This is a genomic window from Pseudomonas sp. Z1-12, from assembly GCF_051132015.1.
In the GTDB taxonomy this organism is placed as follows: Bacteria; Pseudomonadota; Gammaproteobacteria; order Pseudomonadales; family Pseudomonadaceae; genus Aquipseudomonas; species Aquipseudomonas zanjanensis.
The window spans coordinates 6,778,065-6,801,763 of record NZ_CP071647.1 but is presented as its reverse complement, the minus strand read 5'-3'; the positions used below and the strand labels follow the sequence as shown (position 1 = coordinate 6,801,763).

General features: G+C 60.9%; 21 protein-coding genes and 1 pseudogene. 13 read left to right on the top strand and 9 right to left on the bottom strand.

Features of this window, described 5'->3' with window-relative positions; genetic code table 11:
• Nucleotides 1–22: 22 nt before the first annotated feature.
• The 5 genes from J3P85_RS29795 to J3P85_RS29775 form a co-directional block, all read right to left on the bottom strand.
• Entirely contained in the window at nucleotides 23–2,074 is a 2,052-nt protein-coding gene (locus J3P85_RS29795) for a diguanylate cyclase (protein WP_434704429.1), read from the bottom strand.
• Nucleotides 2,075–2,950, bottom strand: a complete 876-nt coding sequence (locus J3P85_RS29790) for an endonuclease/exonuclease/phosphatase family protein (RefSeq protein ID WP_434704428.1) — start codon at nucleotides 2,948–2,950, stop codon at nucleotides 2,075–2,077.
• A 15-nt stretch (nucleotides 2,951–2,965) separates the two neighbouring features.
• Nucleotides 2,966–3,607 carry a thiol:disulfide interchange protein DsbA gene (gene dsbA, locus J3P85_RS29785; protein ID WP_434704427.1) on the bottom strand — a complete coding sequence of 214 codons (642 nt, stop codon included), beginning with the start codon at nucleotides 3,605–3,607 and terminating at the stop codon, nucleotides 2,966–2,968.
• A gap of 187 nt (nucleotides 3,608–3,794) precedes the next feature.
• Complete coding sequence (locus J3P85_RS29780; RefSeq protein ID WP_434704426.1) at nucleotides 3,795–4,406, bottom strand: c-type cytochrome; 612 nt, start codon at nucleotides 4,404–4,406, stop codon at nucleotides 3,795–3,797.
• A gap of 46 nt (nucleotides 4,407–4,452) precedes the next feature.
• A complete protein-coding gene (locus J3P85_RS29775; RefSeq protein ID WP_003196231.1) occupies nucleotides 4,453–4,743 on the bottom strand; it encodes a c-type cytochrome in 291 nt (96 codons plus the stop codon).
• Nucleotides 4,744–4,934: 191 nt separating this feature from the next.
• Here J3P85_RS29775 and yihA point away from each other — a divergent pair, with 191 nt between their 5' ends.
• Nucleotides 4,935–5,576 carry a ribosome biogenesis GTP-binding protein YihA/YsxC gene (gene yihA, locus J3P85_RS29770; RefSeq protein ID WP_186706429.1) on the top strand — a complete coding sequence of 214 codons (642 nt, stop codon included), beginning with the start codon at nucleotides 4,935–4,937 and terminating at the stop codon, nucleotides 5,574–5,576.
• A 549-nt stretch (nucleotides 5,577–6,125) separates the two neighbouring features.
• Here the strand turns inward: yihA and polA are convergent.
• On the bottom strand, nucleotides 6,126–8,894 hold the full coding sequence (polA, locus tag J3P85_RS29765; protein WP_434704425.1) for a DNA polymerase I: 2,769 nt from the start codon (nucleotides 8,892–8,894) through the stop codon (nucleotides 6,126–6,128).
• 74 nt (nucleotides 8,895–8,968) lie between these two features.
• On the opposite strand from polA, the gene J3P85_RS29760 reads away from it, so the two are divergent.
• Together J3P85_RS29760 and J3P85_RS29755 are read left to right on the top strand one after the other, a co-directional pair.
• On the top strand, nucleotides 8,969–9,256 hold the full coding sequence (locus J3P85_RS29760) for a DUF2782 domain-containing protein (protein ID WP_053126892.1): 288 nt from the start codon (nucleotides 8,969–8,971) through the stop codon (nucleotides 9,254–9,256).
• A gap of 58 nt (nucleotides 9,257–9,314) precedes the next feature.
• Entirely contained in the window at nucleotides 9,315–10,265 is a 951-nt protein-coding gene (locus J3P85_RS29755; RefSeq protein WP_434704424.1) for a homoserine kinase, read from the top strand.
• 129 nt (nucleotides 10,266–10,394) lie between these two features.
• Here the strand turns inward: J3P85_RS29755 and znuA are convergent, their stop codons facing one another.
• On the bottom strand, nucleotides 10,395–11,327 hold the full coding sequence (gene znuA, locus J3P85_RS29750; protein WP_434704423.1) for a zinc ABC transporter substrate-binding protein ZnuA: 933 nt from the start codon (nucleotides 11,325–11,327) through the stop codon (nucleotides 10,395–10,397).
• A 66-nt stretch (nucleotides 11,328–11,393) separates the two neighbouring features.
• On the opposite strand from znuA, the gene zur reads away from it, so the two are divergent.
• From zur to J3P85_RS29730, 4 genes are read left to right on the top strand one after another with little or no spacing between them, the layout of a single operon-like run.
• Nucleotides 11,394–11,876 (top strand): zinc uptake transcriptional repressor Zur, encoded by a 483-nt coding sequence (zur, locus tag J3P85_RS29745; RefSeq protein ID WP_186706433.1) that lies wholly within the window; start codon nucleotides 11,394–11,396, stop codon nucleotides 11,874–11,876.
• Nucleotides 11,876–12,658, top strand: coding sequence for a zinc ABC transporter ATP-binding protein ZnuC (gene znuC / locus J3P85_RS29740; RefSeq protein ID WP_434704422.1), 783 nt, complete (start codon nucleotides 11,876–11,878; stop codon nucleotides 12,656–12,658). The genes zur and znuC overlap by 1 nt, the downstream gene beginning before the upstream one ends.
• A complete protein-coding gene (gene znuB / locus J3P85_RS29735) occupies nucleotides 12,651–13,439 on the top strand; it encodes a zinc ABC transporter permease subunit ZnuB (protein WP_186728483.1) in 789 nt (262 codons plus the stop codon). Before znuC ends, znuB begins: the two co-directional genes overlap by 8 nt.
• 37 nt (nucleotides 13,440–13,476) lie before the next feature.
• Nucleotides 13,477–14,190 (top strand): PA5502 family lipoprotein, encoded by a 714-nt coding sequence (locus J3P85_RS29730; RefSeq protein ID WP_434704421.1) that lies wholly within the window; start codon nucleotides 13,477–13,479, stop codon nucleotides 14,188–14,190.
• Between the two features lie 118 nt (nucleotides 14,191–14,308).
• Here the strand turns inward: J3P85_RS29730 and katE are convergent.
• Nucleotides 14,309–16,448: pseudogene (gene katE, locus J3P85_RS29725) on the bottom strand (catalase HPII).
• Nucleotides 16,449–16,808: 360 nt separating this feature from the next.
• Between katE and J3P85_RS29720 the strand changes: the two are divergent.
• The 3 genes from J3P85_RS29720 to J3P85_RS29710 all read left to right on the top strand — a co-directional run bounded on the left by J3P85_RS29720 (nucleotide 16,809) and on the right by J3P85_RS29710 (nucleotide 19,329).
• Nucleotides 16,809–17,816 (top strand): ATP-binding cassette domain-containing protein, encoded by a 1,008-nt coding sequence (locus J3P85_RS29720; RefSeq protein ID WP_186706437.1) that lies wholly within the window; start codon nucleotides 16,809–16,811, stop codon nucleotides 17,814–17,816.
• The gene (locus J3P85_RS29715; RefSeq protein WP_030139002.1) at nucleotides 17,816–18,478 is read left to right on the top strand and encodes a methionine ABC transporter permease; all 663 of its coding nucleotides are present in this window, start codon (nucleotides 17,816–17,818) and stop codon (nucleotides 18,476–18,478) included. Before J3P85_RS29720 ends, J3P85_RS29715 begins: the two co-directional genes overlap by 1 nt.
• Nucleotides 18,479–18,555: 77 nt before the next feature.
• Nucleotides 18,556–19,329: a MetQ/NlpA family ABC transporter substrate-binding protein gene (locus J3P85_RS29710; RefSeq protein ID WP_434704420.1), complete on the top strand. Its 774-nt coding sequence runs from the start codon at nucleotides 18,556–18,558 to the stop codon at nucleotides 19,327–19,329.
• Nucleotides 19,330–19,429: 100 nt separating this feature from the next.
• Here J3P85_RS29710 and J3P85_RS29705 read toward each other — a convergent pair whose 3' ends face one another.
• Nucleotides 19,430–19,789: a DUF6124 family protein gene (locus tag J3P85_RS29705; protein ID WP_434704419.1), complete on the bottom strand. Its 360-nt coding sequence runs from the start codon at nucleotides 19,787–19,789 to the stop codon at nucleotides 19,430–19,432.
• Nucleotides 19,790–20,469: 680 nt separating this feature from the next.
• Here J3P85_RS29705 and J3P85_RS29700 point away from each other — a divergent pair.
• The 3 genes from J3P85_RS29700 to J3P85_RS29690 all read left to right on the top strand — a co-directional run bounded on the left by J3P85_RS29700 (nucleotide 20,470) and on the right by J3P85_RS29690 (nucleotide 23,666).
• A complete protein-coding gene (locus tag J3P85_RS29700; protein ID WP_033062452.1) occupies nucleotides 20,470–20,844 on the top strand; it encodes a lysozyme inhibitor LprI family protein in 375 nt (124 codons plus the stop codon).
• A gap of 301 nt (nucleotides 20,845–21,145) precedes the next feature.
• The gene (locus tag J3P85_RS29695) at nucleotides 21,146–22,270 is read left to right on the top strand and encodes a diguanylate cyclase (protein WP_434704418.1); all 1,125 of its coding nucleotides are present in this window, start codon (nucleotides 21,146–21,148) and stop codon (nucleotides 22,268–22,270) included.
• A 976-nt stretch (nucleotides 22,271–23,246) separates the two neighbouring features.
• Nucleotides 23,247–23,666, top strand: coding sequence for an organic hydroperoxide resistance protein (locus tag J3P85_RS29690; RefSeq protein ID WP_030139009.1), 420 nt, complete (start codon nucleotides 23,247–23,249; stop codon nucleotides 23,664–23,666).
• Nucleotides 23,667–23,699 lie beyond the last annotated feature (33 nt).

The window sequence follows — 23,699 nt, the reverse complement described above, 5'->3', positions numbered from 1 at the left end:
AACAAATTGGAACAATTAGCCCTCAGCCCAACTCCACGCGGTTGCGCCCGGCATTTTTCGCCCGGTAGAGCGCCTGATCGGCTCTTTTAAGCACTGAATCGCTGTGTTCGCCCGGCTTGAAGGCCGTCATGCCCACCGATACCGTCACGGTCACTGGCTCGCCCTTGAAATGGAATGGGCAAGCTTCGATGGCCAGGCGCAGCGCCTCGGCCAGCTTGGCGCCAGCGGCCAGGGGCGTATCCGGCACCAGCAGGACAAACTCTTCGCCACCGAAACGCGCGATGAAATCGCTGCCACGAAGGCGCTTGCGCAGGACTGAAGCGATCAGTTTCAACACCCGGTCGCCGGCCAGATGGCCGTAGTTGTCATTGATGCGTTTGAAATGATCGAGGTCGAGCATGGCCAGCAGCAAGCTGTTGCCGTGTTGCTGCCACTGGCCAACTTCATGTTCCAGCCGCTCGGACCAGGCAGCACGGTTGGGCAACCCGGTGAGCGGATCGACCAGCGCTTTTTGCCGTTGCTCTTCGAGATTTTCCCGCACGACCTGGGCATCCTGCTCCATCAGTGCGACCCGATCGGCCAGACTTTTCAGGCGCGTCGACACTTCCTGCTCGCGCTGATCCCGTTGCTGACGGTGTTGGTCCATTGTGCCGAGCAAGCCTTCGAGATGATTCTCCAGCACCTGCTTGAGGCCTTCCAGGTCATCGGCTTGTTGCACGCTGCTTTGCAGCCCGTCCACCTGTTCGCGAATCTGGGTGTCCATTTCCCGGGAGGCCGACAGGTTGTCGGCGTGGTCTTCACTGGCGGCTTGCAGGCTGCTCTGGAAGGACTCCAGCCGATCGTTGAGGCGCTGCAAGTACGCTTCGAATTCATGCTGGCCGGTGTCAGTGATGGCCAGCATCAATACCGCCAGATCATCGAGGATCGGCAGCAGTTCGTACCAATTCAGCCCATTTCGCAGCCGCTCGCGCATGGCTTCGGCTTGTGGGCGATGACGTTCGGGCAAGGTCAGGTCGCCCAACAGGCCCAACAAGGTGTCTTCAATGTGTTTGGCGACCGAGCTGTAGGACGGCTCCGGCGAGTCGGGCAGGGCGTACTGGGCGTCCACGATATCGGCGGCGGCCAGGGGGTCGTCGGGCTCGACTTCTGCTGGAGGCGGCGAGGAGGCGGGAAGGGCCTGAGGCTCCTCCTCGGGCATCAGTTCATCGGGATTCTCCGGGCTGGACGCCGCTACCGGGAGCTCGTGGGCGACCGGGGTTTGCGGCGGGGCGGGCTCGGTTGCTTCGTCCAGCTCGCTGGTTGGCTGAACCACTTCGGCGACAGGTGTCGGAGTGGGGGACGGCGCGACTTGGACCTGCGGCGCAATCGGGCCGACCGGTTCGGGCATCGCCTCGGGTGCTTGCTCCGCGACCAATGGCTGCGGTGCTGGCCCTGGTGCGACGGAGGCTGCATCATCTGCCGGCTCAACGGCTACCGGCAGAGTCGTTTCTGACGCAGGCGCCACGCTGGCCTGGGCGGGCTCGTGGGACTGGGGTGCCGCTTCCTCATGGCCTTGGCCGCCAAACAGCCGTTGCAGCAGACCGGGTCGATTCGGTTCGACAGGGGCGTCCAAGGCGCTCAGTGCCTTGCCTTGCAAACCGCTCAGTTCGCTGAGCAGCAGCGGAATCTCCCGGGCCTGGCCGGCCCGGTCCTCCAGTTGTTTGGCAAACTTCTTCAGCGGCCGGCTGACTTCTTTGGGTAACGGCAGCCTCTGCAACTGGGCGACCAGGGCCGTCAACGCAGCGCTCGTCTGCTCGACTCGGGTTTCGCGGCGTTGCTCGGAATCGAGTACGGCTTTCTCCAGGCGCGGCAGCAGGGCCGCGAGGCCGGCATCCATGTCATCGGTGCGCACCACCTCGCGCATCTCTTTCATGCATTGATCGACAGCCCGGTCAGTGCCCTCGGCGGCCAGGGTGCTGCGCACCAGGCCACGACGCAGCAAGTCGAGCCGGGCATCCCAACGGCGCTCGAGCTTTTCCTGCTGTTCGATGCTCTTGAGGTATTTCTCTCTCCAGCGTTCGGCGTCGTCGCTCATTCATTCGGATCCGCGAGGGGCAGTACTCAGCGCAGGGAATGCATCGGCCGTGAGCGAACCCGGCAAACGAATTTCTACCGCGACCGGCAGGTGATCGGAAATGGGTTGGGCCAGCACCTCGACGCGTTCGAGGGTCAGGGTCGGGCTCAATAGAATATGGTCCAGGCAGCGCTGGGGGCGCCAGCTGGGGAATGTCGCTTCCAGTTGCGGGGCGAGCAGGCCGAGATCGCGCAAGGGCGAGGTCTGCAGCAAGTCGGTGGCGTGAGTGTTCATGTCGCCCATCAGGATCTGATGTTTGTAGCCGCCGATCAGCTCGCGAATGTAGGCCAGCTGCATTGTCCGGGTACGCGCCCCGAGGGCCAGGTGCATCATGACCACGATCAGCGCCTCCGGACCTTCGCCGAAACGCGCCAGGATCGCCCCGCGGCCCTTGGGGCCCGGCAGCGGATGATCTTCGATCGCCCATGGGCGCAGGCGACTCAACACGCCATTGCTGTGCTGGCCGAGGCGTCCGAGGTTGCGATTGAGTTGCTGGTACCAATAGGGAAAAGCGCCCAGTTGGGCCAGGTGTTCCACCTGATTGACGTAGCCTGACCTCAAGCTCCCGCCGTCGGCCTCTTGCAGGGCCACCAGGTCGAAGTCCTTGAGCAGGTCGCCGATTTTCTGCAGGTTGCCGGCACGCCCGGTGTGCGGCAGCAAATGTTGCCAGCCGCGGGTCAGGTAATGCCGGTAGCGCTCGGTGCTGATGCCCACCTGGATATTGAAGCTGAGCAGCCGCAAGCGGCTGTCGCCAGGCAGGCCCGTGGACGTGACATGATGCTCGTTGACCCGTGGTTCATGCAGGCCAACGATGCGTTCGGTACTCCAGCGGGCCATGGGCGTGGGCCGCGCTTAGTTGGCGACAGCCTTGGTGGCCGCTCGCTCTTTGGCGATCAACTGGTCGGCCAGTTGCAGGGCTTGTTCGGCACCGCCGGCAGAGCCGATGTCAAAGCGGTACTTGCCGTTGACGACCATGGTCGGTACGCCGGTGATTTCGTATTTCTTCGCCAGCTCCTTGGCCTTGTTGATCTGGCCCTTGATGGCAAAGGAATCGAACGTGGCGAGGAACTTGTCCTTATCGACACCTTGGGTGGCGAGGAAGTCGGCCATGTCCTCTTTGTCGGTCAATTTCTTGCGTTCTTCCTGGATCGCCTTGAATACCGCGGCGTGAACCTTGTGCTCGACGCCCATGGCTTCGAGGGTCAGGAACATCTGGCCGTGGGCGTCCCATGGGCCACCGAACATGGCGGGAATGCGGACGAAATTGACGTCCGAAGGCAGTTTTTCAGCCCATGGGTTGATCACCGGTTCAAAAGCGTAGCAATGCGGGCAGCCGTACCAGAACAGCTCCACGACTTCGATCTTGCCAGGCGCTGCCACCGGAACGGGGTTGGCCAGTTCGACATAGGGGGCGGCGGGCTTTTCAGCCGCTTGGGCAGTCACGCCGAACAGGCTGGCGGCGACGAGCGCGGCGCTGATGATCAGATTACGCATGCTTTACTCCTGGACAATGAGGGGGCCCGGCAAGGCCTGTTTCTAAGACAGACCGTGGCGGGTTCAAGTTCTCTAGTGTAACGGCAGCGGCCACAAAAAAGGGCGGCCAAAGCCACCCTTTTGATGCTCGCATCGACAGATTAATCGAGCGTTAACGTTGCAAGAGGTGTATCCCCTCGCAACGGCCTTAGTGCAGGCCCTGGATGTAGCTGGAAACGGCGGCGATATCTTCGTCGCTCAACTTGCGGGCAATGGTGCGCATGGTCATCGCGTCACCGTCGTTGGCACGACCGCCTTCTTCCTTGCGGAAATCGGTCAGTTGCTTGGTGATGTACTGGGCATGCTGGCCGCCCAAGTGTGGGAAACCGGCAGCGGCGTTGCCCTTGCCGTCAGGGGAATGGCAGCCAGTGCAGGAGGGCAGGCCCTTGGCCAGGTCACCGCCGCGGAACAGCGCTTCACCGCGAGCCACGAGCTTTGGATCGGCGGCGCCGACGCTGCCCTTCTGGCTGGCGAAATAGGCTGCGATGTCCGCCAGGTCCTGATCGTTCAGGTTGGTCAGCAGGCCAGTCATTTCCAGCACGACACGCTTGCCGTCCTTGATTTCCTTCAGCTGCTTGGTCAAGTAGCGCTCGCCCTGGCCCGCCAGTTTCGGAAAGTTGGGCGCCATGCTATTGCCATCCGGGCCGTGGCAGGCCCCGCATACGGCCGCTTTCGCCTGACCGGCAGCGGCATCGCCAGCGGCGTGGGCTACGCCGGATATCCCCAAGGTCAACAGCAGACTCACGATCAGTTTGTTCATCAGCTAATCCAACTACGGCTAAGGGTTAAAGAGTTATGGACCGGGTTCACTCGCTCATCCACTGGATGATGGCTCGGTAATCCTCGGCACTGCAGTCCATGCACAAACCACGCGGCGGCATCGCCTTGAAACCCTGGGTCACGTGTTGCACCAGCGTCTCCATACCTTTCGCCAACCTCGGCGTCCAAGCTTCCTGATCGCCCTTGCGGGGCGCCATGGGGAGTTGGCCGGAATGACAGGCACCACAAACACGGTTGTACACAGCTTCCGGATCCTGTGTAGCCTGAGCGCTGTAAAGCGGCATCAAGACACCGGCAGCTAGCAGCCATTTCGTCATAAAACGACCTTTTCAGGGTTGGGAACGAGCTGCGTTCTAATGCGCAATTTCGGTCGGTCGCTCCCGTGAGCTTCATCCTACGCTGGGACAAAGCGCACACAAAATCTGCGGCATTATATACTGGCGTCACTGAAACGGAAACGACACAGCTTGCCGCGTCCATTCCCGACGCCGCCCACATCGGAAATCCCATGCAACTGAAGAACCCTATCCTTGGCCTGTGCCAACAGTCCACTTTCATGCTCAGCGCCGCCAAAGTCGATCAGTGCCCAGACGACGAAGGCTTCGAAGTGGCGTTTGCCGGCCGTTCCAACGCCGGCAAATCCAGCGCGCTGAACACCTTGACCCATGCGAGCCTGGCACGCACCTCGAAAACCCCGGGTCGCACGCAGCTCTTGAACTTCTTCAAGCTAGACGATGAACGGCGTTTGGTCGACCTGCCCGGCTACGGCTACGCCAAGGTACCGATCCCGCTCAAGCAACACTGGCAGCGTCACTTGGAAGCCTACCTGGGCAGCCGCGAGAGTCTGAAAGGTCTGATTCTGATGATGGATATTCGCCATCCGATGACCGACTTCGACCTGTTGATGCTCGATTGGGCGGTCGCCAGCGGCATGCCGATGCACATCCTGCTGACCAAGGCCGACAAGCTCACCTACGGCGCGGCGAAAAATACCTTGCTCAAAGTCCAGTCGGACATTCGCAAGGGCTGGGGCGACGCGATCACCATCCAACTGTTCTCGGCACCCAAGCGCATGGGCTTGGAAGAAGCCTATACCGTGCTGGCGGACTGGATGGAATTGGCGGACAAGGGCAGCGAAGAGGCCGAATAAGCCAAATCGCAGGCAAAAAAAAACCCCGGACTTCTTATGGGGAGGGGGAAGTTCGGGGTCCAAGTTCCGGACCGCTAGGGCGGGGTCCAGATATCTGCCAACACTTAACACAACATAGGAGCATTGAAGGGCTTCACCAGCCATTCAGAATCTCTGAGTGGCGATTCACGGGTTTAGTTCAGATTTTTTTGGAAATAACCGTAGGAATTTTCCGAGCTAACGAAGCCATACATGGGTTTGCGGTGATTCAATGCGGTATCGATTGCCGGGCTGACGCTATCGCGAGCAAGCTCGCTCCCACAGTGGGATGGGTGTTGGGCTCGATCTTCGGCTCGACACAAACCCCATGTGGGAGCGAGCTTGCTCGCGATGGCCATCTCCCTATCCTGACAACAATCCCCTGTGGCGAGGGAGCTTGCTCCCGCTGGCCTGCGCAGCAGGCCCCTGCATTTTTCCAGGCAGACCGCATCGCCCGGTTTACGACTGCTGCGCAGCCGAGCGGGAGCAAGCTCCCTCGCCACAAGAGCCCTAGGCCTCAGGACGTGGGAATCAGTGCGCCTCGTCCCAGTTATTGCCCACGCCCACTTCCACCAGCAGCGGCACGTCCAGCGTGGCGGCGGCGCTCATGTGCTGGCGGATCTCTTCGCGCACCTGGTCGACCAAGTCTTCACGCACTTCCAGCACCAGTTCGTCGTGGACCTGCAGGATGACTTTCGCATCCAGCCCTGACGCCGTCAGCCAGCCATCCACGGCAACCATGGCTTTCTTGATGATGTCAGCCGCCGTGCCTTGCATCGGCGCGTTGATGGCGGTGCGCTCGGCGCCTTTGCGCAGGGCCGGGTTTTTCGCGTTGATGTCCGGCAGGTACAGGCGACGACCGAAAATGGTTTCGACGAAACCTTGCTCGGCCGCCTGGGCGCGGGTGCGCTCCATGTAGGCCAGCACACCCGGGTAGCGGGCGAAGTAGCGGTCGATGTAGGCCTGGGATTGCTTGCGATCGACGCCAATCTGCTTGGCCAGGCCGAACGCGCTCATGCCGTAGATCAAGCCGAAGTTGATCGCCTTGGCGCTGCGGCGTTGGTCATGGGTGACGGATTCCAGGTCAACACCGAACACCTCGGCGGCCGTGGCCCGGTGCACGTCCAGGTCATTGCGAAAGGCGTGGAGCAACCCTTCATCCTTGGCCAGGTGCGCCATGATCCGCAGTTCGATCTGCGAATAGTCCGCTGCCAGCAGCTTGTAGCCTTTCGGCGCGACGAAAGCCTGGCGGATGCGCCGGCCTTCGGCGGTCCGAATCGGAATGTTCTGCAAGTTCGGGTCGATGGACGACAGGCGCCCGGTCGCGGCGACGGCTTGCTGGTAATTGGTATGGACGCGGCCGGTGCGGCTGTTGATCTGTTCCGGCAGGCGATCGGTGTAGGTGCTCTTGAGCTTGCTCAGGGAACGGTACTGCATCAGCACCTTGGGCAGTGGGTAATCCTGCTCCGCCAGTTCGGCGAGTACCGCTTCGGCGGTGGAGGCTTGGCCCTTGGCGGTTTTGCTGAGCACCGGCAAGCCGAGCTTTTCGTACAGGATCACGCCCAATTGCTTCGGCGAACCGAGGTTGAATTCCTCACCGGCGATGGCAAACGCCTCACGCTCCAGCGCCACCAACTTCTCGCCCAACTCGACACTTTGTACGCCCAGCAGGTTGGCATCCACCAGCGCGCCCTGGCGCTCGATGCGCGCCAGGACTGGCATCAGCGGCATCTCGATGTCGTTGAGCACCGGGCCCAGGCTTGGCGTGGCGGCCAGCTTTTCCTGCAAGGCCTGGTGCAGGCGGAAGGTTACATCGGCGTCTTCGGCGGCGTAAGGGCCTGCCAATTCCAGGGAGATCTGGTCGAAGGTCAGTTGCTTGACCCCTTTGCCGGCGATGTCCTGGAAATCGGTCTTGCTTTGGCCCAGGTATTTGAGCGCCAGGCTGTCCATGTCGTGACGGGTCGCAGTGGAGTCCAGCACGTAGGATTCCAGCATGGTGTCGAAGGCGATGCCCTGGACCAGAATGCCGTTGTTCTGGTCACCGCCAATGGCGCAGTTGGCCAGGATGTTGGTTTCGAACTTGGCGTGCTGGCCGACCTTGAGCTTGTCCGGGTTTTCCAGCAGCGGCTTGAGCGCCTTGAGCACCGTGTCGCGGTCCAGTTGCTCCGGCACGCCCATGTAGGAATGGGTCAGCGGGATGTAGGCCGCTTCGAACGGGGCCACGGCGAACGACAGGCCAACGAGTTGCGAATGCTGGGCATCGCCGCCGTTGGTTTCGGTGACGAAGGCAAACAGCGGCGCTTTTTCCAGTTTCGCCAGCCACGCGTCAAAGCGCGCCTGGTCGAGGATGACTTCGTACTTGGCCTCGGCAGCGCCGGGCTGTTCGTCGGCCACTTCGACGATCTCCTGGCCGGCACGCTTGGCGTCCCGCTGGTTTTCTTCGAACCAGCTCTTGAACTCCAGCAACGTATACAGCTCGGCCAGTTTCTCGTGGTCGGGCGTGCCCATTTGCAGATCGTCGAGGCCGACATCCAACGGCACGTCGGTCTTGATGGTCGCCAGTTCGTAGGACAGGAACGCCATTTCCTTGTGCTCTTCGAGCTTGGCGGCGAGGGTCTTGGCGCCACGGATCGGCAAGGTGGCGACGATGTCCAGTTGCGCGTACAGCTCGGTCAGGCCGCCGTTGACGCCCACCAGCAGGCCGGAAGCGGTCTTCGGTCCGATACCCGGGACGCCCGGGATGTTGTCGGACGAATCGCCCATCAACGCCAGGTAATCGATGATCTGCTCGGGAGCGACGCCAAACTTCTCCTTCACGCCAGCCACGTCCAGGGCGCTACCGGTCATGGTATTGACCAAGGTAATGTGCCCGTCAACCAACTGCGCCATGTCCTTGTCGCCCGTGGAGATCACCACCGGACGGTCGGCTGCCGCGCTGCTGCGGGCCAGTGTGCCGATCACGTCATCGGCCTCGACGTTGTCCACGCACAGCAACGGGAAGCCGAGGGCCTTGACGCTGGCGTGCAGCGGTTCGATCTGCACGCGCATGTCGTCGGGCATGCTCGGGCGGTTGGCCTTGTATTCGGCGTACAGTGCATCGCGAAACGTCCCACCCTTGGCGTCGAACACCACGGCGAACGGACTGTCCGGATACTGCTTGCGCAGGCTCTTGAGCATGTTCAGCACGCCCTTGACCGCACCGGTGGGCAGGCCTTTGGACGTGGTCAGCGGTGGCAGCGCGTGGAAGGCGCGGTACAGATAAGAAGAACCGTCCACCAGGACGAGGGGGGCTTGGCTCATGAGCAGGATCAACCTTTTCGGCGGGTCCGGGGCTAGAATAGCGGGACCGTTGACGACAAAGGGACAAGGTTATCATGCGTACACTAAATCGCCTGTTACTGGCTGGCTTGTTTGCATTCACCCCGCTGGCCGTCATGGCGGCGGATGACGCGCCCTCGGCGGACCCGGATGTCACCATCCGCACCGAAGGCGATAAAACCATTCAGGAATATCGGCAAAACGGCTTTTTGTACGCGATCAAGGTCACGCCCAAGAACGGCAAGCCTTATTTCCTGGTACGCGCCGACGGCACTGATGCAAACTTCATCCGCTCGGACCAGCCGGATATGCTGATCCCTTCGTGGAAAATCTTTGAGTGGTAATACCGCTCGCGACTTCAACCGGCGCCCGCTGAAGGGCGCCCGTACTGGCAGTTTAACCATGTCTGTGTTCACGCCCCTGGCTCGGCCCGAGCTGGAAACCTTTCTCGCCCCTTACGGGCTCGGCCGCTTGCTTGATTTCCAGGGGATCGCCGCTGGCAGCGAAAACACCAATTTCTTTATCAGCCTGGAGCAGGGCGAGTTCGTCTTGACCCTGGTCGAGCGCGGCCCGGTGCAGGAAATGCCGTTCTTCATCGAGCTGCTGGACGTGCTGCACGACGCCAACCTGCCGGTGCCTTACGCCTTGCGCACCACCGACGGCGTCGCGCTGCGGGAGCTGGCGGGCAAACCGGCGCTGCTGCAGCCGCGCCTGGCCGGCAAGCACATCAAGCAGGCCAACGCCCAGCATTGCGCCCAGGTCGGCGAATTGCTCGCCCATCTGCACCTGGCGACCAAAGGCAACATGATCAAGCGCAAGACCGATCGCGGCCTGGACTGGATGGAGGAGGAGGGCGGCAAACTGCTTTCGCACCTCGACGCCGAACCGCGTCAGCTGCTGGAGGCTGCGCTGGAGGAAATTTCGTTGAAGAGGGTCGGCATCCTGGCGCTGCCCCGGGCCAACATCCATGCCGATCTGTTCCGCGACAATGCGATGTTTGAAGGCACGCACCTGACCGGGCTGATCGACTTCTATAACGCCTGCTCCGGGCCGATGCTGTATGACGTCGCCATCGCCCTGAATGACTGGTGCTCGGATGACGACGGCGTGCTCGATGGCGCTCGGGCCCGGGCGTTGCTGGATGCTTATGCAGCGTTGCGGCCGTTCACGGCTGCCGAGGCCGAGCTATGGCCGACCCTGTTGCGCGTGGCATGCGTGCGGTTCTGGTTGTCGCGGTTGATCGCCGCCGAATCGTTTGCCGGGCAGGATGTATTGATCCATGACCCAAGGGAGTTCCAGCAGCGGTTGGCGCAGCGGCAGACGGTTCATACGATGTTGCCGTTCGCCCTATAACAGCAGGCCGGCGCGAAGGCTTTTGTGGCGAGGGAGCTTGCTCCCGCTCGGTTGCGCAGCGACCGCAAGATTTTAGGGCCGCTTCGCGGCCCAGCGGGAGCAAGCTCCCTCGCCACAAGAGCAGCGGGGTTATAACGACTCCAGGCACCCCGCCAAATCATTCCCCAACTTCTCCAACAACTGCTCATACCCCTGCGCCGTCGCCGGGGTATAGCCGCCCAGCGCATCCAGCTCCGCCAGTTTCACCGGCAACCCGGCCACCAGGGTTTCGGCCAGGCGCGGGCGCAGAGGCGGTTCGCTGAAGACGCAGGTCTTGCCCACCGCCTGCAAGCGCGTGCGCATCGCCGCCACATGCTGGGCGCCGGGCTGGACTTCGGCGGCCACGGCGAACACCCCGGCGTGCTTGAGGCCATAGTTGTCTTCGAAATAATCGAACGCCTCGTGGAAGACGAAGTACGGCTTGCCCGCGACCCCGGCCAGGCGCGTCTTGAGGCGCGTGTCCAAGGCATCGAGGCGCTGATTGAAGCCCTTGAGGTTGTTTTGATAGCGGGCCGCATTCGCTGGATCCGCCGCGCTCAGGTCAGCCGCCATCCTGGCGGCGATCACCCGCGCATTGTGCGGCGACAGCCACAGGTGGGCGTCCACGGTGCCGGGGCGATGGTCGTGATCGTGATCATCGCCCTCATCATGGTCATGATCCTCGTGGGACGCGCTGTCCTGGGCGAAGTGACGCAACTTGAGCCCGGGCAGCTCCTGCACCGCAATGGAGGGCAGGGTACGACCGTTCAACACGCGCGGTAGGAAACCTTCCATGTCCGGCCCAATCCAGTACAGCAGGTCCACCGACTGCACCTTGCGTACATCGGAGGGCCGCAATGCGTAATGATGCGGCGAAGCCCCCGGGGGCAGCAACACTTCCGGAACGGCCACGCCGTCCTGCACGGCGGCGGCGATCAGCTGCAGCGGCTTGATGCTGGTGAGGACCTTGACGTCGGCCTGGGCCGGGCCGATCAGTAGAAAACTTGCGACAAAAGCGACAAAGAGCGAAAAAAATCGGGACACGATGACCACTCGTAGAGGCGAGAACGGGTAACATAATAACGTCTCTCACTAAACTCGTCGCTGCCCATGCCTATTACACCCCTTGCCAGTCGTCCCCACGATCACTCCCACTGCGTGCACAGCGCGCTGTCCGAGGCCGACGCCATCTGCGCGCGCCAAGGGTTGCGCCTGACCGCCCTGCGGCGGCGCGTGCTGGAACTGGTCTGGCAAAGCCACAAGCCACTGGGCGCCTACGACATCCTCGCAGTGCTCAGCGAGCAGGACGGCCGCCGCGCCGCCCCGCCAACCGTCTATCGGGCGCTGGATTTCCTCCTGGAAAATGGTCTGGTGCATCGGATTTCGTCGCTCAACGCCTTCGTCGGCTGCAACCATCCGGAGCACGCCCACCAAGGCCAATTCCTGATTTGCCGCGAATGCCACGCCGCCATCGAGCTGGAACAGAAATCCATCAGCGATGCCATCGTCGCCAGCGCCAGGGAGGTCGGTTTCGTGGTCGACACCCAGACCGTCGAAGTCGTCGGCCTCTGCTCCGGCTGCCAGGGGGCCTGATGAGCAACGCGCTGATCCGCCTCGAGCAGGTGGCCGTGACGTTCGCCGGGCAGAACGTGCTGGACAACATCCACCTGAGCGTCGAGCCGGGGCAGATCGTGACCTTGATCGGCCCCAACGGCGCCGGCAAGACCACCCTGGTGCGCGCCGTGCTGGGTTTGCTCAAGCCCGACAGCGGCATCGTCTGGCGCAAGCCCAGGTTGCGCGTCGGCTACATGCCGCAAAAACTCCACGTCGACCCGACGCTGCCACTGTCGGTGCTGCGTTTCCTGCGCCTGGTGCCTGGGGTGGACCGCGCCCGGGCCTTGGCTGCGCTCAACGAGGTCGGCGCCGAACAGGTGATTGACAGCCCGGTGCAAAGTGTCTCCGGCGGCGAGATGCAACGCGTGCTGCTGGCCCGCGCCCTGCTGCGCGAACCTGAACTTTTGGTGCTCGATGAGCCGGTGCAAGGGGTCGATGTGGCGGGGCAGGCCGAGCTGTACAGCCTGATCACGCGCCTGCGCGACCGCCATGGCTGCGGCGTGTTGATGGTCTCCCACGATTTACACTTGGTGATGAGTACTACCGACCAGGTGGTCTGCCTCAACCGCCACGTCTGCTGCTCCGGGCATCCCGAGCAAGTCAGCGGCGATCCGGCCTTCGTCGAGTTGTTCGGAAAGAACGCACAAAGCCTGGCGATTTATCACCACCACCATGACCACGCCCATGACCTGCATGGCTCGGTGGTCAGCGCCCCTTCTGCTTCCAATCATGTTCATGGAGACGGCTGCAAGCATGGCTGATTTTCTGCTGTACGCCCTGCTCGCAGGCTTGGCACTCGCCCTGGTCGCCGGTCCGTTGGGTTCGTTCGTGGTCTGGCGGCGCATGGCCTATTTCGGCGACACCTTGTCCCACGCGGCACTGCTGGGCGTGGCCCTGGGTTTTCTGCTGGATGTCAGCCCGGCCATCGCGGTGACCGTCGGCTGCCTGTTGCTGGCGGTGGTGCTGGTCACCCTGCAACAGCGCCAGCCACTGGCGTCCGACACGCTGCTGGGCATCCTCGCGCCGAGCACGTTGTCCCTCGGGCTGGTGGTGCTGAGCTTCATGCGCGACGTGCGGATCGACCTGATGGCCTATCTGTTCGGCGACCTGCTGGCGATCAGTCCGACGGATCTTGCCTGGATCCTGGGCGGCAGCGCGGCGGTGTTGCTGTTGCTGGTGGCGCTGTGGCGACCGTTGCTGGCGGTCACCGTCCATGAAGAACTGGCGCGGGTCGAGGGTTTGCCCGTGGTCAGCCTGCGCTTGGCGCTGATGCTGCTGATTGCGGTGGTCATCGCCGTGGCGATGAAGATTGTCGGCGTGTTGCTGATTACTTCATTGCTGATCATTCCGGCGGCTGCGGCACAGCGTCACGCCCGCTCGCCCGAACAAATGGCCCTGGGCGCAAGCCTGCTGGGCATGCTCGCGGTGTGTGGCGGCCTGGCCCTTTCCTGGTTCAAGGACACCCCGGCCGGCCCGTCGATCGTGGTCAGCGCCGCTGCGTTGTTTCTGCTGAGTTTTGTCCTGCCCCGTCGAGGGGTGTAGACTTGCTCGCTTTTTGCGCAAATAGAGAGTCGCAGGAATGAAGCCGTTCGCCTCCCGTTATCTGCTCCTTGTCGCATTTTCCCTGCTGCTGGGCGCGTGCCAGAGTACTCCGCCGGTCACCCAGGCCCCCGATACGCGGGGCCCGGCCATCGCGCAGCTCGAACAAAGCCTGGCCAGCAATGAGCTGGCCACCGCTGAAGGCCAGTTGGCCGCCTTGCAAGCCCAGTCGCCCGAAGACCCGACGCTGGAACCCTACCAGCGGCAATTGGCCGAGGCGTATCTACGCCGCAGCCAGATCGACCTGCAAAAAGGCGATGTCAACGCCGCCGCCACCGCCCTGAGCCGTGCCCGAGCGTTGATGCCCAAGGCCCCAGCGCTCACTGGCGAGGTCAACAGCGCCATCGCCGAAGCCCGCAAGGCCGACCTGGAAAAAGCCGAGGCCGACCTCAAGGCCGCCGAAGCCAAACCGGTCGCCAAGGTGATCGACCCGAGCGCACCCAGCACTACCGTTGCGCTCAACATAGCCGATATTCAGCAAATGCGTCGGCAATTGGACGCCATCGCCGCCGATGTGGTGAACTATCAATGCGACGTCAGCATCCAGGCGCCGCGTACCGATGATTATCCGTGGTTGGCGACGTTGCTGAGCAAGCGGGTCAAGAAGCTGGATCCGGGGTTTGACCTGAAGCTGCAGAAGCAGATTTTGCGCAGTGTGCCGGCGCAGGTTGTGCTGACTCCGCGTAGGCCCTAAAAGCATCGCGAGCAAGCTCGCTCCCACATGAGATTTTGTGATCGACACAAAACCACTGTGGGAGCGAGCTTGCTCGCGATAGCGCCCTACCAGACAACAAATCCCTTTCAGGCAGCCATCAAGCCGGAACCGCCTTCGCCTTGGGCTCCCGCGCCCAAACCCGATGCTGGGCAATCGCCGCGAAAAACCGCGAAAAACCGCTCGCATCCGCATCTTCGATCAACCCCGCATCCACCTCCAGCTTCAACTCCACCAACAACTGCCGGGCCTCACCATGAAGCCCGATGGCTTTCAGATGCTTGTAGGCCTCCAGCACGTAATGCAACGCCACGCCGTCGCGACTCAAGGCCTTGATCGACTCCGCGCCACCGGGCACGAACACCGCGTCAAAGGCAATCGACGGCAAGCCTTCCATGGACGCATCCACCGCCAGGGTTTTCCCATCGACCGTGGTGACCGGCGCAGAAGTCGGCCCTAGCACTTTGGCGTGGGCGCCCTCAGCCTCCAGAGACTGCTTGAGCACATCGATGATCGCGCCATCGACACCGTTGGCCACCAACACCGCCACTTTGCGCGTCTTGATGTCGCCGGACAGCAGGTTCGCCTGGCTCAAGGCCGGGGATTGCTCCAGCGATGGCGTCGGAACATCGACAGTTCCAGCGGTCGGTGCCGGCAAGCCGAGGTTTTTCGCTACCCGCCCGGCCAATTCCAGGTCGACGTTGGCCAGGATCTCATTGACCTGCCGCGCCCGGATGAACTCACGTTCGACCTTGCCCAGCTCGAAGCTGTAGGCGGCGATGATGTGCTCTTTTTCGTGGGGGCTCATGCTCTTGTAGAACAGCCGCGCCTGGGAGAAATGATCGGCGAACGAATCGCTGCGTTGGCGGATCTTGTAGGCATCGATACGCTCTGGGTAACTTTCGAAGCCGCCGTCCTGCGGGCCGGGCGGAGTTTCCTTCGGCCAGCCGCCGTCGATGGAGTTCGGCTCGTAGGACGCCCGCCCCTTGTCGATGGTGGTACGGTGCATGGCATCGCGCTGGCCGTTGTGCACCGGCGTAATCGCCCGGTTGATCGGCAGCTCATGAAAATTCGGCCCACCGAGTCGGCTGATCTGCGTATCGGTGTAGGAAAACAGCCGGCCTTGCAGCAGCGGGTCGTTGGAGAAGTCGATGCCTGGAACGATGTGCCCAGGGCAGAAGGCGATTTGCTCGACTTCGGCGAAGAAGTTGTCCGGGTTGCGGTTCAGCACCATCTTGCCCAACGGGGTGATAGGCACAAGTTCTTCGGGAATGATCTTGGTCGGGTCAAGCAGGTCGAAGTCGAAGTTGTGCTCGTCCTCCTCGGCAACGATCTGCACGCCGAACTCCCATTCCGGGTAGTCGCCCATCTCAATGGATTCCCACAGGTCGCGACGATGGTAGTCGGTGTCCTTGCCCGCGAGTTTCTGGGCTTCGTCCCACACCAGGGAACAGGTCCCGGCCTTGGGTCGCCAGTGAAACTTGACGAAGCTACTGCGGTCTTTCGGCATTGATCATACGGAAGGTGTGCACCCCAAAGCCCTGCATCGTGCGTAGGCTTTTTGGAATGGCCCGGTCAGACATCGCCCAGATCACCATGTGGGCCGATTCCGGCACCAGCGAGACGAAATCCCAGAAGGTGTCGTGGGCCGAGCCGCCCGTAGGAATTTCGTTATGGGGCTCGGGTTTTACCGCGTGGACAAAGTCCGGAAACTTCACCGCGTCCTGAATGAAAAACACCGGCATGTTGTTGCCCACCAGGTCGAAGTTGCCTTCGTCGGTGAAGAACTTCACCGCAAAGCCGCGCACGTCCCGCACGGTGTCACCGGAACCCCGTGGGCCTTGCACGGTGGAAAAGCGCACGAACACTGGCGTCTTTTTACTCGGGTCTTGTAGGAAACCAGCCTTGGTCAGGGCCGCATGGGATTCATAGGCCTGAAAGTAGCCATGGGCGCCCGTGCCGCGGGCGTGAACGATGCGCTCCGGGATCCGTTCATGGTCAAAGTGCGTGATTTTTTCACGCATGATGAAGTCTTCCAGCAGCGAGGGCCCGCGTGGGCCGGCGCGCAAGGTGTTCTGGTTATCGGCGATCTTCACGCCCTGGTTGGTGCGCAGCGCCTGCTCGGTGGCGTCGGAGCGAAACTGTTCCAGGCTTTCGAGCTTGGCGTTGGTGTTACCGCGGTCCAGGGTGTCGGTCCCGGCCAGTTGGCTCTTGTCGACCGTGGGCTTGTTGATACTCATCAGGCATGACTCCTCTTTGCGTTCCCTGTGGCGAGGGAGCTTGCTCCCGCTTGAGCGCAAAGCGCTCACAAAGGGCTGCTACGCATCCCAGCGGGAGCAAGCTCCCTCGCCACGGTCATTTCATTCAATGAACAACGTCTACGCCGTAGACTGGACTCTGGAGTTCGACGCAGTTTCGAGTGGCTTAATGAGTGACCCATGCCGTTTGGCTGTGTTCCTTTTTTATGGCCTTTGATCGCGTTATTGCCAAATGACTGGTCCGATCGCAAATAAATGCTAAGAACCTCTATACGGACAGGCTAAAATGCGCGCCCGGCTAACCGCTGATCCTTTTCCAACGCGCCCCACAAGGTTCGCTACGTGATCGAGTTTCAAAACGTCCATAAAACCTACCGGGTTGCCGGTAGGGATATCCCCGCCCTGCATCCGACCAGTCTGACGATTGAGAACGGTCAGGTCTTCGGCCTGATTGGCCATTCCGGTGCAGGAAAAAGTACCCTGCTGCGCCTGATCAATCGCCTGGAAGATTCCACGGGCGGCAAGATCATCGTCGACGGCGAAGAAGTCACTGCCCTGGATGCCAGCGGCCTGCGCCGTTTTCGCCAACAGGTCGGGATGATCTTCCAGCACTTCAACCTGCTGGCGTCCAAGACCGTGGCCGACAACGTGGCCCTGCCGCTGACCCTGGCCGGCGAGTTGTCCCGTAGTGACATCGACCGCCGCGTCGCCGAGTTGCTGGCACGGGTAGGGCTGTCCGACCACGCCCGCAAATACCCGGCGCAGCTGTCCGGTGGCCAGAAGCAGCGCGTCGGCATCGCCCGCGCCCTGGCGACCAAACCCAAAATCCTGCTGTGCGACGAGGCCACCAGCGCCCTCGACCCGCAGACCACTGCCTCGGTGCTGCAACTGCTGGCAGAGATCAACCGCGAGCTGAAACTGACCATCGTGCTGATCACCCATGAAATGGACGTGATCCGCCGCGTTTGCGACCAAGTGGCCGTGATGGACGCCGGCGTGATCGTCGAGCAAGGCCCGGTGGCCGAGGTGTTCCTGCATCCGAAGCACCCGACCACCAAGCGTTTCGTCCAGGAAGACGAGCAGATCGACGAAAGCGAACAGCGCGACGATTTCGCCCACGTCCCAGGACGCATCGTGCGTCTGACGTTCCAAGGCGACGCGACCTACGCGCCATTGCTCGGCACCGTCGCCCGGGAAACCGGTGTGGACTACAGCATCCTGGCCGGTCGCATCGATCGCATCAAAGACACCCCCTACGGGCAACTGACCCTCGCCATCACCGGCGGTGACATGGAGGCGGCCTTCGCCCGCTTCACCGCGGCCGATGTCCACATGGAGGTGCTGCGCTGATGGAATTTTTTGCAAACGTCGACTGGCTGGAAATCTGGCTGGCCACCGGCGACACCTTCCTGATGCTGTTCGGCTCGTTGCTGTTCACCGTGCTGCTCGGCTTGCCCCTGGGCGTGTTGCTGTTCCTCTGCAGCCCGCGCCAACTGCTCGAAGCCCGCGGTGTTTATGCGCTGCTGTCGCTGATTGTGAACATCCTGCGTTCGCTGCCGTTCATCATCCTGTTGATCGTGATGATCCCGTTCACGGTACTCATCACCGGCACCTCCCTGGGCGTGGCCGGCGCGATTCCACCGCTGGTGGTCGGCGCGACACCGTTCTTCGCCCGCCTGGTGGAAACCGCCCTGCGCGAAGTCGACCGCGGCATCATCGAAGCCACCCAGGCCATGGGCGCGACCACGCGGCAAATCATCGTCAACGCCTTGCTGCCAGAAGCCCGCCCGGGCATTTTTGCCGCGATTACGGTGACAGCGATTACGCTGGTGTCCTACACGGCCATGGCCGGTGTAGTCGGCGCCGGTGGTCTGGGCGACCTGGCGATCCGCTTCGGCTACCAGCGTTTCCAGACCGATGTGATGGTGGTCACGGTGGTGTTGCTGCTGGTGCTGGTGCAAGTCCTACAGACCGTGGGCGACAAACTGGTTGTGCATTTCTCTAGAAAATAAGGCCTCGGGCCAATAAACATGAGCCGGCCATTCGCTGGCAGGCGCCAAGAGCAGGCGCCCCACAAGGAGTTAGCTGAATGAAAAAACTACTGGTTGCCTTCGCTGCCGTCGCAGCGTTCTCTGCCCACGCCGCCGACACCCTCACCGTCGCGGCTACCCCGGTGCCCCACGCGGAAATCCTCGAATTCGTCAAACCAGCCCTGGCGAAGGAAGGCGTGGACCTCAAGGTCAAAGTCTTCACCGACTACATCCAGCCCAACGTACAGGTGGCGGAAAAGCGCCTGGACGCCAACTTCTTCCAGCACCAGCCGTACCTGGATGAGTTCAACAAGGCCAAGGGCACGCACCTGGTGAGCGTGGCGGGTGTGCACCTGGAACCCCTGGGCGCGTATTCCAGCAAGTACAAGGCACTGACCGAACTGCCGGGCGGCGCCAACGTGGTGATCCCGAACGACGCGACTAACGGTGGCCGTGCGCTGTTGTTGCTGGCGAAGGCTGGGGTGATCAAGCTCAAGGATTCGAACAACATTCTGTCGACGACCAAGGACATCACCGAGAACTCGAAGGATTTGAAGTTCCGTGAGCTGGAAGCGGCGACCATTCCGCGGGTGCTGACTCAGGTGGATCTGGCGTTGATCAATACCAACTATGCGTTGGAAGCCAAGCTTGATCCTTCCAAGGATGCGTTGGTGATCGAAGGTAACGACTCGCCTTATGTGAACATCTTGGTGGCCCGTCCGGACGACAAGGACAGCGAGGCGATGAAGAAGCTGGTGGCGGCGCTGCATACGCCGGAAGTGAAGGCTTTTATTCTTGAGAAGTACCAAGGCGCGGTTTTGCCGGCGTTTTGAGCTGATCAGGTGGTGAAAAAACGGGGCTGCGTGGGAATGCAGACCCGTTTTTTTATGCTCGGAATATGCGGCGTCACGGAAAGACCCGCAAGATCACGGGCTATCGCGGATCAACGTTATCCAACACCCGATTCGCCAGCAACGAACTCAATTCAATCAACTGCTGAATGCCTAGGAGGATATGGCGCCGCTGGCCTTCCAAGTCGAAGGCCAGGTTGCTGACCATCGCATCAGCTGCCGCCAGGGTTTCACTGAGGTTGGCGAGGAGGGATTCGTTGTCGGCGTTTTTTGCGACGGTGAAGAGCTGGTCCGGTTGGGACGCCTCTTCGGACTTTTCCGGTTTTGGTCGCAGGTAATAATCCAAGGCGCGATTGGTGGCTTCGTCGTGTTTCTTGGCTTTGGATTTGGTTCTCGGGGTAGCTTGGTCCGCCTCTGGCGGATTCGGGGTAGGCTTGAACATATACTAAGTCCTGTAAGTGATGCCGCAACCCTCTAGCTACTAAACAAGGGGTGGCAGCTGTACGCAGGTTAGTAGACCGGGGACTTAGCAAGCCGGCGCGCCCGAGGGCGCCCTGCGCACAACCGCCATCAAATACAGGCATGGAAATACCTGACTGATAGGAGCCTTGCACCTTACTAAATACCAACGGGCTACTAAACCCGACCACTGATGGGCAGTGGCAGGAAAACAATAGAACCCATGGTCAAGGCGCACAAGCGGGCGGATTCTGGCGTAGTTGTAGGCAATGGCGCAAGGATTCGTAGCTTGATGGAAGGATCGCGCCAGCGGAATAAACAGGGCTTGGTTTTGGCCCGTAAATCGGGCTAGACGGGTTTGCGGTTGGGGTTCGAAGTGGGTAATACGGTTTTGTCTGTAGGTATTTTTCGGGGTGGGTGAGGGCTGCTTTGCAGCCCAGCGGGAGCAAGCTCCCTCGCCACGTTTGACCGGTTGGGGATTCGGCGAGGGCGGCGGGAACGACGCGGGCTTTTTCAGCAATCACTGGCTCCCGAACCTCTATCCGCATTTGCCCAGTGTTCGGGCCGAATGAACCCTAGGATCTGCTTCATTGTTCTACGACCCTCATGATAAATTCCCGCCGCGACCTCTAATCAATAGAGGGCATTCAGGGAGAGAAATCAGTGATCAAGTCTTTGTTGGTTGGGGCGTTGCTGGCAATGGCATCCGCATCGGCATCCGCGATGAGTTGCGATAACCCTAGAAACGCCTATGACAGAACCTATTGCGCGTCGCTGAAAATGGTTCAGTCGGATCAGGACATCAACGATCAATACAAGAAGACGATGAGTGCCCTGAACCCGGATCAAAAGAAAAAAGTGAAAGCCGCTCAAATCCAGTGGATCAAAAATCGTGACAGCGCCTGTTCCAACGATGGCCTGCTCTACCTGGACTGTGCCAACGAGAAGACCGAGGCGCGTATCGTCATACTCAAGGCTGTCGAGCGCGAGTGCCGTGCTGCCGGTTGCGACGACGCCAAGCTGTCGCAAGTCGAGTAACCCGGAAACAACTTGCCCTCGCGGAAAAACCCGACGTAACGCGTCGGGTTTTTCTTTGGCGGGTTCGATGATCTGATTTTGAGCTACCGGGAGGCAGGATTGATCCCGGCCTGATTCCTGTAAAGAAGATGATGCAGTTTGTTTGTAGGAATGGTTGGGGCTGCTGCGCAGCCCAGCGGGAGCAAGCTCCCTCGCCACGGGGTTTCGGTTCAATCGGGGCCTTGGGTGTAATTCAGTTGTTTGCGTTGGTGGCAGGGTGCCACAATCGCCGTTTTCGTTGCGTCACGATCAGGTGGATCAAATGGATGGCCCAAGATCTCGGAACGGCCAGGCTTCTTTCATAGCCGAGCAGGTGCGAACGGACCGATTGCAGCAACTGTTTCGCCAGTCCGTTTCTGCGGTTTTCGGCAGTTACCTGGCGGCCATCATGCTGAGTTGGCTGTGTTGGGACCGGTTTGAGCACAGCGTCATTCTTTGGTGGATTGCCATCCTGACCGCATCGACGCTGTTGCGTATCGCGATGTTTGTCGCCTATTTCCGCAGCGACGAAAGTGAGCGCACGCCGCAACGCTGGGAGCGCCGATACTGGGTCACGCTGGTGCTGTCCGCCAGCATCTGGGGCGGCGGGGCGTTTGTGCTCATGCCGGCGGATGATCTGTTATCCCAGGCGTTGGTCATGCTCTTCACCGTCGGAATGTCCGTCAGCGCGGTGTCCTGCTATTCGGCTTACCGCGACATGACGCTGGCTTCCATTGGCGTGGTGCTGTTCCCGTGCACCGCCTGGCTGCTGTTTCAACCGTCGCCGATCCAAGTCGGCATGGCCCTTTCGATCCTGGTGTTTGCGGCATTTGCCGCCCGGGCCACGCACAAGATGTCCCAGGCACTGGAAATCGCCTTTCGACTCACCCGTGAAATGGAACAGGCGAACAGCATTTCGACCCGTGCCGCACAAACCGATGAACTGACCGGCCTGAAGAGTCGGCGGGCTTTTTTCGAGCATGCCCAGCAGCTTTATGACGAATGTAAGAGCAGCCGGTTAGGGTTGTGCGCCGTCATGTTGGACATGGATCACTTCAAGCACATCAACGACACCTACGGCCATCAAGTGGGAGATCAGGTTTTACGCGAGATGGGGGCGGTGATCAGTTCATCGTTTCGGGCAACCGATATCCACGGACGGCTCGGTGGGGAAGAGTTCGCCATCCTGCTTCCGGATACGTCCCTCGAAGTTGCGACCCAAATTGCAGAACAGCTCATCGATACGATTTCGGGTTTGATGATCGAGCCCGTTCAGGGCATATCCGCCAGCCTTGGCGTGGCGTCGACGGGGGCCTGTAATAAGGACCTTCACAGCTTGATGAACGACGCGGATAAGGCCCTGTATCGAGCGAAGGCGTTGGGGCGTAATCGAGTGGCGGTTGCTTAGTTGGGTTGGCTTTGCCCAGAGCGAAACCAAAAAAGAACCGCCATACGGCTAATGCCTGTCAGTTAAGCAGCAAACCTGTGGGAGCAAAGCTTGCTCGCGATTGCGGTAAGCCAGCCGACAACGATGTTGGCGACTCTGCCGCTATCGCGAGCAAGCTTTGCTCCCACAGGATTTATGTCGTTTGCTCTTAACTGACAGGCATTAGCCAATTCGGCGTTTTTTTATCAGCAGAAAAATCAGGGTGTGGCACCGGCCATACGGCCCACAGGTTCAAGCTCCTTACCCTTGGCGAGGCTAACCGACAAGAACTGGCGCTCAATAGTGGTCGCGCAGCCAGCCAGACGGCGGGCCTCCGCTTGGTATTGAGTTGCAAGCGATGATTTTGGAGTGCGCTTGGAAGCCTTCATGGAAAACTCACAATAGAACTGGGATTCATGGGCAGGGCGAAAAGACAATAGAGTCCGTGGGCGAGGCACACAAGCAGGTGGGTTCTGGTGTGGTTGTAGGCAAAGGCGCAAGGATGTGTGGGCTGGTGGAGGCGTGGTGGTCGGGCGTTGATCGTACCCACGCTCTGCGTGGGCATGCATCCCGTGGCGCCTCTGCGTCACCCTTCAGAAGCGGAACGCGGAGCGTCCCTGGCAGCACTCCTGCGTAGAGCGTGGGAACGATCGAAAAAACCATCATTCTGCTTTATGAATTTTCCCCTCTATGAAGGCCTGCCACTGCGCTGGCCTTGCTGATTTCCCTGGAAACTCCTTCCCCTTGGCTTACCTCGCGGCCCCGCAGGCTAGCGATACCGAACCGCCTAAAAATAAATTTCCTTTTAGATCAATCGTTTAATTCAAAAACGGCAAATCTTTGAAAATTTATCTTGCGCGCTAATTATTCATCCGTTAACTTTATCTCAACTTGTTAGCGCGCAAACATTTAGCGCCAAACTAAATCGATCAAACCCATCAGCAAGCGAGGAAACACCATGAACGTTCTCTACACCGCAGTCGCAACCTCCACCGGTGGCCGTGATGGCCGTGCTGTTTCCAGCGACAAGATTCTCGACGTGAAACTGGCCACTCCAAAAGCCCTGGGCGGCGCTGGTGGTGAAGCCACCAACCCTGAGCAATTGTTCGCCGCCGGCTACTCGGCCTGCTTCATCGGCGCATTGAAGTTTGTCGCCAGCCAGAGCAAACGCAGCATTCCTGCTGATGCCTCGATCACGGCACACGTCGGCATCGGCCAGATCCCTGGCGGTTTCGGCCTGGACATCGACCTGCACATCAGCCTGCCAGGCCTGGATCAAGCCGATGCTCAAGCGCTGGTCGACGCGGCTCACCAGGTTTGCCCGTACTCCAACGCGACTCGCGGCAACGTCGACGTCCGTTTGCACGTCACCGTCTAACTCACTTCATCTACGAATAAAAAGGATCAGGAC